Below are 13,224 nucleotides of genomic sequence, written 5' to 3'. Positions count from 1 at the left end.
GTTGCCCGCCTGTTGCCCGCTTCCTTGCCGGGTCTGACGATCGGACAACCGCGCGCCGACCGTAATCCCGAACAACAACAACCTCGACGACAGACCGGCCGACGCCGCGGCACCTAGCGACGCCAGCCCCAACAACCGGAGAACCTCGTGTCCATCGCAGTCGACCAACCCATCCCCGACTTCACCGCCACCGCGACGGGCGGCGAAATCACGCTGTCAAAGCTGCGGGGCAAGAAGGTGGTGCTGTATTTCTATCCGAAGGACAATACGCCGGGCTGCACGACCGAAGGGTTGCAGTTCCGCGATCTGTATCCGAAGTTCATGAAAGCCGGCGCGGAAGTGATCGGCGTGTCGCGCGACAGCCTGCGTTCGCATGACAACTTCAAGGCTAAGCTCGAACTACCCTTCCCGCTGATTTCCGACCCGGAAGAAACGTTGTGCGCCCTCTTCGCCGTCATCAAAATGAAGAAAATGTATGGCAAAGAGGTACGGGGAATCGAGCGCTCCACGTTCCTCATCGACGCCGATGGCGTGCTGCGCCACGAGTGGCGCGGCGTTAAAGTGCCGGGCCACGTCGACGACATTCTGGAGGCTGTACAAGCGCTTTGATGCGCGTTATATTGGCCCGCAATGAGTGCCTGTCCACCCCACATTATTCTCCGCTGCGCCAGCCCTGACGGCCGCCTGACCGGATCCACCGGTGCCGTTCGGAGCGTGAGGCGCAACGTGAGCATCATCGTCGAGCCGCTTGCCCCGAATGCCGGGGCGGCGGCTTTTTTAATTGCGCGCGACCGTTCGTTCATTGGTTCGCGCGCTTCCGTCAAGGAGCCTATCGAAAACCAGGCGAACCGGCATCTCTAGACCGAATGCGCGCCTCCTCGCGCAGACTCGATGTCCCGTGAGGGCATCGTCAGAATGCGACGGGCGGCGCACGATATGTGACCCGATCATTTCGAGGGAAACCATGCCTTTGCCTACTCCCCCCAACAAGCTCGGCAATCTTTTGTCGCCTGACGAATACAAGGCCAAAGCCGTCACGCCCGCGCGCTCCGCCGCGAAAAAACAGGCGCGTGAAGGGGAATCCGCAGAGTCGGCCGATTACGGCCGCGTCAATGTCGCGACACCGATGGCGCACGCTGCCAACGCCGCCACCACGTTGTGGCCCGTGCCCGCCGTCGAGTCGCCGCCCGCCGCGCAACCCGCGCCCGCGCGCGGCCGCAAGACCAGGCAGACCGCCGCGCTGTTGCAGCCGGTTCCGTCCGCGCGAGCGCAGTTCGAAGCCGACGCGGCCGAAGCGCAGCCGATCGTCGCACGCGCGCCCGCCGCGAAGCAGCGCACGGACGAAACAGCCGCCGCGCCCGCCGCAGCGAGCCCTGCCGCCACGCGCAAGAAACGTGGCACGGGCGCCACGCCAGCCGAGGTGCAGAAGCTTTTCGTGCTCGACACCAACGTGCTGATGCACGATCCGAGCTGCCTGTTCCGCTTCGAGGAGCACGACGTCTATCTGCCGATGATGACGTTGGAAGAGCTCGACAACCACAAGAAGGGAATGTCGGAAGTCGCGCGTAACGCGCGTCAGGTGAGCCGCACGCTCGACGCGCTCGTCGCGAACGCGGGCGACATGGCCGACGGCATTTCGCTCGCGCGTCTGGGCAGCCGCGAGGCGTCCGGGCGGCTGTACTTCCAGACCCGACTGACCGCGATCGAGCCGGTCGAAGGTCTGCCCGAAGGCAAGGCCGACAACCAGATCCTCGGCGTCGTGCGCGCGCTGCAGCGCGATCGCGCGGATCGCCAGGTCGTGCTGGTGTCGAAAGACATCAACATGCGCATCAAGGCGCATGCGCTCGGTCTGCCCGCCGAAGACTACTTCAACGACCAGGTGCTCGAGGACAGCGACCTGCTGTACACGGGCATCCGCGCGCTGCCGCAAGACTTCTGGACCAGGCACGCGAAGGGCATGGAAAGCTGGCAGGACACGAAAACCGGCACCACGTACTACCGCGTGACGGGTCCGCTGTGCGCATCGATGCTGGTCAACGAGTTCGTTTATCTGGAGCCGCAGAACGGCGAGCCCGCGTTTCATGCGCTGGTGCGCGAACTGAACGGCAAGACCGCGCTGCTGCAAACGCTGCGTGACTATGGCCACCACAAGAACAACGTGTGGGGCATCACGGCGCGCAATCGCGAGCAGAACTTCGCGCTGAACCTGCTGATGAATCCGGACATCGACTTCGTCACGCTGCTCGGCCAGGCCGGCACCGGCAAGACGCTGGTCGCACTCGCGGCGGGTCTCGCGCAGGTGCTCGACGACAAGCGCTACAACGAGATCATCGTGACGCGCGCGACGGTGCCGGTCGGCGAAGACATCGGCTTTCTGCCGGGCACCGAAGAGGAAAAGATGCAGCCGTGGATGGGTGCGTTCGACGACAACCTCGAAGTGCTGCAGAAAACCGACGACGCCGCCGGCGAATGGGGCCGCGCCGCGACCCAGGAGCTGATCCGCTCGCGCCTGAAGATCAAGAGCATGAACTTCATGCGCGGCCGCACGTTCGTCGACAAGTATCTGATCATCGACGAGGCGCAGAACCTGACGCCGAAACAGATGAAGACGCTCGTCACGCGCGCGGGTCCGGGCACGAAGATCATCTGCCTTGGCAACATCGCGCAGATCGATACGCCTTACCTGACCGAGGGCAGTTCGGGCCTGACCTACGTGGTCGATCGCTTCAAGGGCTGGGCGCACAGCGGACACGTCACGCTGGCGCGCGGCGAGCGCTCGCGCCTCGCTGACTACGCGTCGGAGATTCTCTAGACGTCGTTCGCCGGTTTTTTTTCCGGCTTTTGATCGCAGGCCGCGTCCGGTTCGTTCCGGACGCGGCCTTTTTATTGCGCCGGCGTTCCACGCAGGCAACACTTAGCGCACAAACTTCAAGTAATTTATCAACAATTCTTGCCGCAGCCTTGTTGGGCGGCTACCATCCCGACATCCTCAGTGAGTAAATGGGCGCTTACCGCCCGTGCCGTCTTCATGCGCCGACTCGCCTTATCGCTGCTGCCCGTCCTGCTGCTCGCCGCCTGTGCCGGCGCGCCGCAGAAGACGTCGCGCGGGTCAGGCGGCAGCGTCGTCGCGAACGGCGCCTATCGCGCGCCGCCGCCCGGCTTTCCCCACTTCGTCGATCACAGCATCGGCCGCGAGGAAATCTCCATTCAGGCGATGAGTCTCGTCGGCGTGCCCTACCGTTGGGGCGGCAATACGCCCGACAGCGGCTTCGATTGCAGCGGGCTCGTGCGGTACGTCGTGCTGCGCGCGGCGTCGGTGAACCTGCCGCGCACGACGGCCGAGATGAGCGGGCGTGGCGAGTCGATCGAACCGGACGAAATCGCGCCAGGCGATCTGATCTTTTTCAACACGACGGGGCGCGCGCATTCACACGTCGGCATCTACGTGGGCAAGCTGCGCTTCGTCAACGCGCCATCGACGGGCGGCACCGTGCGGCTCGACTATCTGACCAATCCCTACTGGGCGAAGCGCTTCGACGGCATCCGCCGGATGGCGGGACCGGCGGCAACGCCGGCGCCGTTCGATACGCCGAGCTATCAGGCTGCGGCGCCGCAAACCGAGCGAGGTGCTGCGGCCGCGGCGATGGGCACGGCAACAACCGTGGCAGTTCCGGCAGCGTCGACCTACGCGGGCCCGACGGCGCTGTCCAGCGCGTCGTCGATGGCAACGGCCCGGCCGGTCGCGAGCGCGACGCCGGCGACCCGTGCAGGCGGCGGCACGCCCGTCGTGCAAGCCGATCAATTCGAGCCGCCGCCGTCGGGCCTCGGCGCCGCGCAGCTGCAGGCACGCTCAGCGGGCGCCGTGGCAGCGACGATGGTCCCCGCGGCTCAGGCGAGCACGTTTGAAAGCGGCGCTCGTTCGCCCGCTCAACCGATGCAGTCCGCGACGACCGCCCGCACCCTTGCCCAACCTTCGCCCGACCCGATCGACGCCGCCGCCGATGCATTCGAACCGCCGCCACCCGCCTCCATCGCGGAACGCCAGGCCCGGCAGATGCAGCAGACCGAAGGCACTGGATCCGTGCAGCTCATGCGTGCGTCGACGGCTTCCCACGGCGTGCCCGCACCCACTCAAAGCAGCGACGACCCAATCGCCCGTTTCGCGAACGGCAACTTCTGACGCCGTGATCTGCTATCGTCATCGATATTCTTTCGACGGCGGGTAACGACCATGGAACTCGGGCTCAGAAATAAGGTGGTGCTCATCACCGGCGGCAGCAAAGGCATCGGTTTCGCGTGCGCGCGCGCCTTCGCACAGGAAGGCGCGAAGGTCGCGATCGTGTCGCGCGACCCCGCCAACCTTGCGCGCGCCTACGAACAGCTGAAACAGGAAGGATTCCACGTGCACCGCACGCGCGCCGACCTGCACGAAGCGCACAGCGCCGCCGATATCGTCGAGGAAGTCAGCACCGCCGTGGGCCCGATCGACGTACTGATCAACAGTGCCGGCGCCGCGCGCCGGTACGACCCCGAGACGCTCGATGCCGACGCATTCCGCGCGACGATGGAAGCGAAGTATTTCCCGTATATCTATCCGCAGCAGGAAGTGCTGCGCCGTATGGCCGAGCGCGCGAAAGCCAACGGCGGTGCCGAGCCGGGCACGAATCGTCAATATCATCGGTATGGGCGGCAAGGTCGCGAGCGACATCCATATCGCAGGCGGCGCGGCCAACGCGGCGCTGATGCTCGCGACCGTCGGCCTCGCGCACTACTACGCGCGCTATGGCATCCGCATCAACGCGATCAATCCGGGCTCGACGCTGACCGAGCGCGTCGAGGAAGCGGTCCGGCTGGAAGCGGCGCAGCAAGGCATCGGCAATGACGAAGCGCTGGCGCGCGGCCAGGCCCGGATGCCGCTCGGGCGCTATGCAAAGCCGGAGGAAATCGCCGACGTGGCGCTGTTCCTCGCGAGCCGCCGCGCGAGCTATGTGACGGGCGCGATCATTCCGATGGATGGTGCGAATGCGCCGCTGATCTGAACGCGTCGTGCAACGCGCTTTTTAGTCGAACTGCGTAGGGACACCGGTGCGATGCCATGGGCGGCATGTAGCCGAAGCCCGCGCGTGCTGTTCAGCCAAACTCAGCCGAACCCGGCAGCGCAGGCCATGCATCGCATGGTGATTACAGGAAGTGGTGGCCCAGCCACCAGGCCCCGCCGGACAGCACCGCGGAAGCCGGGATCGTCAGAATCCAGGCCCAGACGATGTTGCCGGCGACACCCCAGCGCACCGCGCTCAGCTTCTGCGTCGCGCCGACTCCGACGATCGCGCCGGTGATCGTATGCGTGGTAGAGACGGGAATGCCGAGCGCCGAGGCGGTAAAGAGCGTGATCGCTCCGCCCGCCTCCGCGCAGAAGCCGCCGACCGGCTTCAATTTCGTGATTTTCTGGCCCATCGTGCGCACGATGCGCCAGCCACCGAACAGCGTACCGAGACCCATCGAGAGATAGCAGCCGCCGATCACCCACAGCGGCGGCGCGTCCGCCTTCATCGACGCGAAGCCGGTGGCGATCAGTAGCATCCAGATGATGCCGATGGTTTTCTGCGCGTCGTTGCCACCGTGACCCAGGCTGTACAGGCCAGCGGAAAACAATTGCAGACGCCTGAAGCGACGGTCGACCTTGCTAGGCGGCGTGCGGAAATACAGCCACGACACCAGCAGCATGAAAAACGAGCCGAGCACGAAGCCGAGCAGCGGTGAAATGAAGATGAACGCGACGGTCTTCATCAGGCCATCCCAGTTCAGCGATCCCCAGCCCGACTTCGCGAGCGCCGCACCCACGAGGCCGCCGATCAACGCGTGCGACGAACTGGACGGAATGCCGTAGACCCAGGTGATCACGTTCCACGCGATCGCGCCGACCAACGCGCCGAAGATCACGTAGTGGTCGACGATGTCCGGGTCGATCGTGCCCTTGCCGACGGTCGTGGCCACCTTCAGGTGAAACACGAAATACGCGATGACGTTGAACGCCGCCGCGAACGCCACCGCCTGCTGTGGCTTCAGCACGCCGGTCGACACGACCGTGGCGATCGAATTCGCCGCGTCGTGAAAACCGTTCATGAAGTCGAACACCAAAGCAATGGCAACCAGGCCGGTGACGACCCAGATAGCGAGTTGTATCGATTGCATTATGCGTTTTCCAGCACGATGCCTTCGATGATGTTGGCCACATCCTCACACTTGTCCGTGATCGTTTCGAGCAGCTCGTAGATCGCCTTGAGCTTGATCAGGACCTTGACGTCGTCTTCCTCGCGGAACAGCTTCGACATCGCCGCGCGCAGCACGCTGTCGGCCTCCGATTCGAGCCGGTCGATGTCCTCGCAGGCCTTCAGGATCTGGCTCGCCTGCTTCATGTCCGACAGCAGGCTGACCGCGAACTGCACGCGCTCGCAGGTTGCCGTGCAGATATGCGCGAGCTGGCTCGCCTCCGACGTGACCGCTTGCACGTCATACAGCGAGATCGCGGTGGCGACGTCCTCCATCAGGTCGAGGATGTCGTCCATCGTCGTGATCAGCTTGTGGATCTCGTCGCGGTCGAGCGGCGTGATGAAGGTCTTGTGCAGCAGGTCGATGGCTTCGTGCGTGAGCTTGTCGGCCGCTTTCTCGGCCTTTTGTACGTTCTGCTTGTGGGTTTCGGCGTCCTGCAGATTGTCGATCAGGAGCTCGAGTTCGCGGCTTGCCGAGATGATGCACGTTGCGTGCGAATTGAAGATTTCAAAGAACTTGCCCTCGGTGGGCATGAATCGACCGAACATTGGGATCCTGGAAATGGGTCACGTTATGGCTGACATAAAAGCGCCATATTGTACCGTTCCGCCATCATTGCCGCACTCGCGACAGCGCCGTTACAACAGCCCACGGCGCCTTGCGTCACTCGCCGCCGTAGAAGTTCTGCGCGCCCGCAAAGTTATCGAACTTCGTGTATTGGCCGTGGAACGTGAGCCGAACGGGACCGATCGGACCGTTCCGCTGCTTGCCGATGATGATCTCCGCGGTGCCCTTGTCGGGGCTGTCCGGGTTGTACACTTCGTCGCGGTAGATGAACAGGATCACGTCGGCGTCCTGTTCGATAGCGCCCGATTCGCGCAGGTCCGACATGATTGGCCGCTTGTTGGGCCGCTGCTCGAGACCGCGGTTCAGCTGCGACAACGCGATCACCGGCACGTCGAGCTCCTTCGCGAGGCTCTTCAGCGAACGCGAGATTTCCGAGATTTCGGTCGCGCGGTTTTCGCCCGACGACGAGCCGCTCATCAGCTGCAGATAGTCGATGATGATCAGTCCGAGCTTGCCGCACTGGCGCGATAGCCGGCGCGCGCGCGAGCGCAGTTCCATCGGGTTCAGACCGCCGGTTTCGTCGATGAAGATCTGCGCCTCGCTCATTTTCTGCACCGCATGCGTGAGCTTCGGCCAATCCTCGTCGGTCAGGCGCCCGGTTCGCATGCGATGCTGGTCGAGCCGGCCGACCGAGCCCAGCATACGCATCGTGAGCTGCGTGCCCGGCATTTCCATCGAGAACACCGCGACGGGTAGTCCGTACTCGACCGCGACGTATTCGCCGACGTTCATCGAAAACGCCGTCTTACCCATCGACGGACGGCCCGCGACGATGATCAGCTCGCCGCCGTGCATGCCCGAGGTCATACGATCCAGATCGACGAAGCCGGTCGGCGTGCCGGTCACGTCGCTCGGATTGGCGGTGTGATAGAGCGTGTCGATCCGCTCGACCACCTGGGTCAGCAGCGGCCCGATCTCGAGAAAGCCCTGGGTGCCGCGCGCGCCGTCTTCGGCGATCGAGAACACCTTCGATTCCGCTTCGTCCAGCAATTGCCGGACTTCCTTGCCTTGCGGGTTGAACGCGTCGGCGGAGATTTCATCGGCGACGGACACGAGCCGGCGCAGCACCGCGCGGTCGCGCACGATTTCCGCATAGCGGCGGATGTTGGCCGCGCTCGGCGTGTTCTGCGCGAGCGCGTTCAGGTAAGCGAGGCCGCCGACTTCTTCCGCCTTGCCCGAGGTGCCGAGCGCTTCGTAGACGGTGACCACGTCGGCCGGCCGCGTGGCCGCAATCAGCTTGCCGATGTGCTCGAAGATGATGCGGTGGTCGTAGCGGTAGAAGTCGCTTTTCGCGAGGAAGTCGGCGATGCGGTCCCAGGCCGCGTTATCGAGCAGCAGGCCGCCCAGCACCGATTGCTCGGCTTCGATCGAATGCGGCGGGACTTTCAGCGACTCGAGTTGGGGATCTTTGGACGGTGCGTTCATGGGGAGGAATTATCGGGCAATCCGGCGACGGCTGCGAGCGGAAAAAACGCAAATACGGTGATATACGAGAGATAGTCGGGCACAAAAAAAGCAGGGGCCGGTTTCCCGGCCCCTGCTCTTCACCAGCAATACGCTGGCTGATCCTGCCTGATGCTTGATGCGGTCGGCTTAGACGTGCTCGCCGATCACGGCCACCGTCACATCGACGAGAACGTCGGTGTGCAGCGAAACCTGAACCGGGTGCTCGCCAACCATCTTCAGCGGGCCTTCCGGCAGACGCACTTGCGCCTTTTCCACTGCGAAGCCTTGCTTGCCGAGCGCTTCGGCGATGTCAGCGTTCGTCACCGAGCCGAACAGACGGCCGTCGACGCCAGCCTTCTGTTTGATCTGAACGGTCTGGCCTGCCAGCTTTTCGCCTTGAGCCTGAGCGGCTGCCAGCTTTTCAGCGGCGTGCTTTTCGAGTTCTGCGCGGCGCACTTCGAATTCAGCGAGGGCTTCCTTCGTTGCACGGCGAGCCTTCTTGTTCGGGATCAGGAAGTTACGTGCGTAACCGTCCTTGACCTTCACGATGTCGCCGAGGTTACCCAGATTGACGACTTTTTCCAGAAGAATGATTTGCATTCGGATGCTCCTTATCGCGTCGTCGGGTTAGGCCTTGTGCTGGTCGGTGTACGGCACCAGCGCGAGGAAACGTGCGCGCTTGATAGCCGTGTCCAGCTGGCGTTGATAATGCGCCTTGGTACCCGTGAGACGTGCCGGCGTGATCTTGCCGTTCTCGCCGATGAAGTCCTTCAGCGTTTCGATGTCTTTGTAGTCGATGTACTCGACGCCAGCAGCCGTGAAACGGCAGAACTTCTTGCGCTTGAAGAGCGGGTTCTGTTGCTGACGACGCTTGTCGAATTTCTTACCAGTCGGGCGGGGCATGATTAGTCCTTTCCAATGTCCTGCAATGCTGTGATGTGAAATACCAGAGTTCGCGCGTTACGGTGCTTTTTAGCCAGAAAACCTGTGAAGAGCGTTTCGACGCCCATCTGACAGTTTTCGAGCTTACCGCTCGCTTCGCCCGCGGCGACCGCCTGCATGGTCAGTTCGACTTGACGGGCAATGCCCGCCTCGACGACTTCCGTGCGGTGGTGCAACGTGCAGCTTGCAATCGGAACGCCGGCGGGGGTGTACCGCACCGGTTCGCGTTCGACGACGCTCGCCGTAAGTTGCAGCCGGTTCATGTACCTGTTTATGTCTTCGTGTACGTGAGCGGAGCGACGCTGCGTGTCTGGCAGCTTAATAACGAGTCTTAAGCCTGCGCTTCGGTCGGCTGAGCTGCTGCCGACTTCTTGGCTTCTTCGCGCTGCACTTCCTTCATCATCGGCGACGGGCCGGTTTCGGCCTTCTTCATCTTGACGATGAGGTGACGCAAAACGGCGTCGTTGAACTTGAATGCGTGTTCCAGCTCGTCGAGCGTGGTCTGGTCGCACTCGATGTTCATGCAGACGTAGTGAGCCTTCGCGAGTTTCTCGATCATGTAGGCCAGTTGGCGACGGCCCCAGTCTTCGACGCGGTGGATCTGACCACCGTGCGACGTGATCGTGCCCTTGTAACGCTCGATCATGGCGGGCACCTGCTCGCTTTGATCGGGATGCACGATAAAGACGATTTCGTAATGACGCATTACACACTCCTTGTGCTGACTTTTGGATAGAAGCCGCCCGGGCGTCGGAACCGGTGCGGCAAGTGAGAAGCCCAAGAGTCTAACCCGAATGGGGACGGGTTGCAAGGAATTCCGCCGATTCGGCGGCGGAATCGGATGTGTTTTCAAGAGCTTAGGGTGGGGGGTCGCGGAAGTCGGGCCGTCCTTGCCCCTCAACCCGCTTCCGTGCGCTGGCTGCCGCTCTGCAAACGCGCTCTGAGCGCCGCTTCGAGTCCCTTGAGCGCATCGGGTGCGGCGTCCGAGATCGCCCACCAGGTCATGCCCGCCGCGTCCCAGTGCGCGATCGAATAGCCGTCGTGGGCGAGCGATGCCGGCGCCGCGCCGTCAATGCCACGCATCGTGGACTGCGGAAACACATACACGTCGATCACGTGCTTGCCGTAGCGGTACACGAGCACCGCGACCCGCTGGTGCGCGAGGTAGTCGAGCCGGCCCCCCTCCAGCGCGAAGCCGGCCGCCGCGAGGTCCTCGACCGGCGGCGAATAGTCGAGCCGACCGTTGAACCATGGCTTGACCGTGTGACGGTCGGTCGAAATTACGTCGATGTCGCGGCCGGAAACCTGCGCGCGCACATGGCTTTCGATGAGTTCGTCGGTGAATGGCGTGAATTCGGCGGGACGGCGCAGCGTCAGCGTCAGGACAGCGGTGGCCACACACAGCGCGATCACGAGCACCGCGAGACCGCCGCGCGCGACCACGCGGTTGGCGCCGCCGGCGGCATGCGGTCCGTTGACGCCGATTAGCCGGCCGCGTGAATCGCCCGAGCGACCCGGACCGCTGAAGCCACTGAGCCACCGGTCGAGCCACGCGGGCCGCCGCGCCCAACGACGCTGACGCTGAGGTTGGTACGTCGCCATGTCGGTCAGCCCGGCGCTAGCGCTGCCGGTAGACTCCTCCTCCGCATCTTCAGGCGCCGCCGTCGTGGCCAACCCCGCAGTTCCTCCCTCGACCGCGCCGGGCAAGCCCGCCACGATCCGCGCCCGCAACGACTGCGGCGCCCGATGATACGGCGCCGCGCGCAGCGCGCCGCTCAGCGCGCGCAGGTTGTCGCTCGCGCGCCGGCAGTCGTCGCAGCTCTCGATATGCTGCTGGACCCGGCGCGCATCGGGTGCCGGCAGTTCGTGATCGGCATTCGCCTCGAGGAGCGGCCGAGCTTCGTTACAGTCCATCCGGCGTCTCCTGAGCGGGGTCGGCGGCAGCGCCGGGAATGTTGAGGGGCCGGCCGTCGGCAAACGCCCGGAGTTGCGTCACTGTTGCGGTGGCGGGCACGACCGCCGATGATGCCGCGCGGCCGTCGCCGGAACTTCGCGGTGACCGGTCGGACGGCGCGCAGGGCGTGGACGACCCCGAGGGCGCGACTGCCGCCGACTGCACGACCCGCCCGGACTGCGCCCCCTGCTCCAGCGGCGCTTGCGTCGACCCGCGCCGGTCACCCTGCCCGCCTTTGCGTCCCCCGCCAACCGACTCCCCCCCGCCTCGCTGCAGCGCCATCAACACCTCCGCCAGCTTGCGCCGCCCACGCGCGAGCCGCGACATCACCGTACCGATCGGCACATCGGCCACCACCGCGATCTCCCGATATCCCATCTCCTCGAACTCGCGCAAGATCAGCACCTCGCGATACTCGACCGGCAAACGCGCCAACGCGTCGTGTACCTGGCGTGCATCCTCGTCGCGGATCAGCAGCGTCTGGGGATCGTCGCCGCCCGCGCTCCAGCCGTCGAGGGTCGCGTCGTCCATCGTTTCGTCGAATTCGAGCATGTCGTGCGACGGCGCGCGCCGGCGCCATTCCGTGTACCAGGTGCGGCGCACGATCGCGAGCAGCCACGGCCGCGCAGAGTCGCCGCGAAACGTATCGAAGAAGCGGAACGCGCGCATGAACGCTTCCTGCACGACGTCCTCGGCATCGTTCGGATTGCCGCACAGCCAGCACGCGAGGTTGTACGCGGCGTCGAGATGCGGCAACGCCAGCTGCTGGAAGCGGCGGCTTTTCGCTGCATCGGCATCGGCGTCTGAATCGGTCTGGACCACGTGGGCCCCTCCAAGGGCATGGCGGCTGCGTCGTGCGGGTCGCTGTTGCGCGTCCCGCGTGGTGTCGTTCCTGACGTGGCTTTCACAGCAGAACTGGCCATAGACCGAGTTTATTCCCGACTCAGGCGAGCATTCGCAAGAAAGACCGCGATCGCCTGCGCGCCCCGCTCGCCAGCTAGTACGATGGCCGGTTCCAGTAGTCGTCGCTCGCGTACACGTCTTTCAGATAGTCGATGAAATAGCGCACGCGCGCCGGCACGAAGCGCTGCTGCGGATAGACCGCAAGAATGTCGTAATCGGGCAGCGCATATTCGTCGAGCACGGTTTCGAGCTCGCCGCGCGCGAGCTGCCGCTGGATTTCCCACGTCGAACGCCAGCCGAGTCCGAGCCCCTCCGAAACCCAGCGATGCAGCAGTTCGCCATCGTTGCAGTCGAGCGAGCCGCCCACCCGCACCGTCGCGAGCTTGCCGTTGCGGCGGAAATACCAGCCGCGGTTCTGCCCGCCTTGCAGATTGAACGCGAGGCAGTTGTGGGCCGGCAGATCCTCGAGCGTCTTCGGCTTGCCGTGACGGCGAAAATAGTCGGGCGTACCGCACACCACGCGCCGGTTCGACGCGAGCTTCACCGCGACGAAGTTCGGATCGACCGCGCCGCCGATGCGGATCGACAGATCGTAGCCCTCGCGCACCAGATCGACGACCCGGTCGGTCAGATTGAACGACATCTGCAACTCGGGTTTGTCGCGCAGAAATGCAGGCGCGAGCGGCGCGACGTGCTTACGCCCGAACGCGGCGGGCGCCGACACGATCAGATGGCCGTTCACCGCGCGGCGCCCCGCGCTCAGTTCGTTTTCCGCCTGATCCCATTCGCTGAGAAGCCCGCGGCAGCGTTCGAGAAACGCGGCGCCGTCCTCGCTGACGACGAGCCGCCGTGTCGTGCGATACATCAGCTTCACGCCGAGGCGCTTCTCGAGCGCATCGATGCGCCGCCCGAGAATCACCGGCGACACGCCTTCCTCAAGCGCCGCCGCCGCGAGACTGCCCGCATCGGCGACCCGCACGAAGGTTTCGATCTGTTTGAAGCGGTCCATGTTCGTCTCCCACCTGTCTCTTGCCGGGCTGATGCCGGCCGTGAGCCGGGCTTCACGTCATTCCATACTTTTT

At 64.4% G+C, this 13,224-nt stretch carries 14 protein-coding genes and 1 pseudogene; 5 read left to right on the top strand and 10 right to left on the bottom strand.

What is annotated here, in order from left to right:
- The first annotated feature begins 147 nt into the window (after positions 1–147).
- The 5 genes and pseudogenes from OKW37_RS12650 (at position 148) to OKW37_RS12630 (ending at position 5,039) form a co-directional block, all read left to right on the top strand.
- Complete coding sequence (locus OKW37_RS12650; RefSeq protein WP_429406188.1) at positions 148–609, top strand: peroxiredoxin; 462 nt, start codon at positions 148–150, stop codon at positions 607–609.
- A 117-nt stretch (positions 610–726) separates the two neighbouring features.
- Positions 727–861 carry a hypothetical protein gene (locus OKW37_RS12645; protein ID WP_260321379.1) on the top strand — a complete coding sequence of 45 codons (135 nt, stop codon included), beginning with the start codon at positions 727–729 and terminating at the stop codon, positions 859–861.
- A gap of 103 nt (positions 862–964) precedes the next feature.
- The gene (locus OKW37_RS12640) at positions 965–2,812 is read left to right on the top strand and encodes a PhoH family protein (RefSeq protein WP_429406190.1); all 1,848 of its coding nucleotides are present in this window, start codon (positions 965–967) and stop codon (positions 2,810–2,812) included.
- Positions 2,813–3,028: 216 nt separating this feature from the next.
- Positions 3,029–4,180 (top strand): NlpC/P60 family protein, encoded by a 1,152-nt coding sequence (locus OKW37_RS12635; protein WP_429406192.1) that lies wholly within the window; start codon positions 3,029–3,031, stop codon positions 4,178–4,180.
- Positions 4,181–4,231: 51 nt separating this feature from the next.
- Positions 4,232–5,039 (top strand): annotated as a pseudogene (locus OKW37_RS12630) (SDR family oxidoreductase).
- A 142-nt stretch (positions 5,040–5,181) separates the two neighbouring features.
- Here OKW37_RS12630 and OKW37_RS12625 read toward each other — a convergent pair.
- The 10 genes from OKW37_RS12625 to OKW37_RS12580 form a co-directional block, all read right to left on the bottom strand.
- Positions 5,182–6,192 (bottom strand): inorganic phosphate transporter, encoded by a 1,011-nt coding sequence (locus OKW37_RS12625; RefSeq protein ID WP_184029113.1) that lies wholly within the window; start codon positions 6,190–6,192, stop codon positions 5,182–5,184.
- Entirely contained in the window at positions 6,192–6,818 is a 627-nt protein-coding gene (locus OKW37_RS12620) for a DUF47 domain-containing protein (protein WP_090804567.1), read from the bottom strand. Before OKW37_RS12620 ends, OKW37_RS12625 begins: the two co-directional genes overlap by 1 nt.
- A gap of 115 nt (positions 6,819–6,933) precedes the next feature.
- Positions 6,934–8,322, bottom strand: coding sequence for a replicative DNA helicase (locus OKW37_RS12615; protein WP_184064847.1), 1,389 nt, complete (start codon positions 8,320–8,322; stop codon positions 6,934–6,936).
- Positions 8,323–8,490: 168 nt separating this feature from the next.
- Entirely contained in the window at positions 8,491–8,943 is a 453-nt protein-coding gene (rplI, locus tag OKW37_RS12610; protein WP_090804561.1) for a 50S ribosomal protein L9, read from the bottom strand.
- A gap of 27 nt (positions 8,944–8,970) precedes the next feature.
- Positions 8,971–9,246: a 30S ribosomal protein S18 gene (rpsR, locus tag OKW37_RS12605; RefSeq protein ID WP_013588504.1), complete on the bottom strand. Its 276-nt coding sequence runs from the start codon at positions 9,244–9,246 to the stop codon at positions 8,971–8,973.
- 2 nt (positions 9,247–9,248) lie between these two features.
- On the bottom strand, positions 9,249–9,548 hold the full coding sequence (priB, locus tag OKW37_RS12600; RefSeq protein ID WP_008922420.1) for a primosomal replication protein N: 300 nt from the start codon (positions 9,546–9,548) through the stop codon (positions 9,249–9,251).
- Positions 9,549–9,616: 68 nt separating this feature from the next.
- Positions 9,617–9,991, bottom strand: coding sequence for a 30S ribosomal protein S6 (rpsF, locus tag OKW37_RS12595; RefSeq protein WP_090804556.1), 375 nt, complete (start codon positions 9,989–9,991; stop codon positions 9,617–9,619).
- Positions 9,992–10,182: 191 nt separating this feature from the next.
- Positions 10,183–11,199 (bottom strand): anti-sigma factor family protein, encoded by a 1,017-nt coding sequence (locus OKW37_RS12590; protein WP_429406194.1) that lies wholly within the window; start codon positions 11,197–11,199, stop codon positions 10,183–10,185.
- Positions 11,189–12,061 (bottom strand): RNA polymerase sigma factor, encoded by an 873-nt coding sequence (locus OKW37_RS12585; protein WP_429406196.1) that lies wholly within the window; start codon positions 12,059–12,061, stop codon positions 11,189–11,191. The genes OKW37_RS12590 and OKW37_RS12585 overlap by 11 nt, the downstream gene beginning before the upstream one ends.
- A 175-nt stretch (positions 12,062–12,236) precedes the next feature.
- On the bottom strand, positions 12,237–13,151 hold the full coding sequence (locus OKW37_RS12580) for a substrate binding domain-containing protein (RefSeq protein WP_184043936.1): 915 nt from the start codon (positions 13,149–13,151) through the stop codon (positions 12,237–12,239).
- Positions 13,152–13,224: the final 73 nt, after the last annotated feature.

Source organism: Paraburkholderia sp. MM5482-R2 (genome assembly GCF_050436125.1).
Taxonomy (GTDB): Bacteria; Pseudomonadota; Gammaproteobacteria; order Burkholderiales; family Burkholderiaceae; genus Paraburkholderia; species Paraburkholderia tuberum.
The sequence above is the reverse complement of the archived record's forward strand: the minus strand, read 5'-3'. Positions and strand labels throughout refer to the sequence as shown.

Coding starts and splice junctions, on each gene's coding strand:
- OKW37_RS12640 (WP_429406190.1), top strand. CDS start 965: ATGCCTTTGCCTACTCCCCCCAACAAGCTCGGCAATCTTTTGTCGCCT.
- OKW37_RS12635 (WP_429406192.1), top strand. CDS start 3,029: ATGCGCCGACTCGCCTTATCGCTGCTGCCCGTCCTGCTGCTCGCCGCC.
- OKW37_RS12625 (WP_184029113.1), bottom strand. CDS start 6,192: ATGCAATCGATACAACTCGCTATCTGGGTCGTCACCGGCCTGGTTGCC.
- OKW37_RS12620 (WP_090804567.1), bottom strand. CDS start 6,818: ATGTTCGGTCGATTCATGCCCACCGAGGGCAAGTTCTTTGAAATCTTC.
- OKW37_RS12615 (WP_184064847.1), bottom strand. CDS start 8,322: ATGAACGCACCGTCCAAAGATCCCCAACTCGAGTCGCTGAAAGTCCCG.
- rplI (WP_090804561.1), bottom strand. CDS start 8,943: ATGCAAATCATTCTTCTGGAAAAAGTCGTCAATCTGGGTAACCTCGGC.
- rpsR (WP_013588504.1), bottom strand. CDS start 9,246: ATGCCCCGCCCGACTGGTAAGAAATTCGACAAGCGTCGTCAGCAACAG.
- priB (WP_008922420.1), bottom strand. CDS start 9,548: ATGAACCGGCTGCAACTTACGGCGAGCGTCGTCGAACGCGAACCGGTG.
- rpsF (WP_090804556.1), bottom strand. CDS start 9,991: ATGCGTCATTACGAAATCGTCTTTATCGTGCATCCCGATCAAAGCGAG.
- OKW37_RS12590 (WP_429406194.1), bottom strand. CDS start 11,199: ATGGACTGTAACGAAGCTCGGCCGCTCCTCGAGGCGAATGCCGATCAC.
- OKW37_RS12580 (WP_184043936.1), bottom strand. CDS start 13,151: ATGGACCGCTTCAAACAGATCGAAACCTTCGTGCGGGTCGCCGATGCG.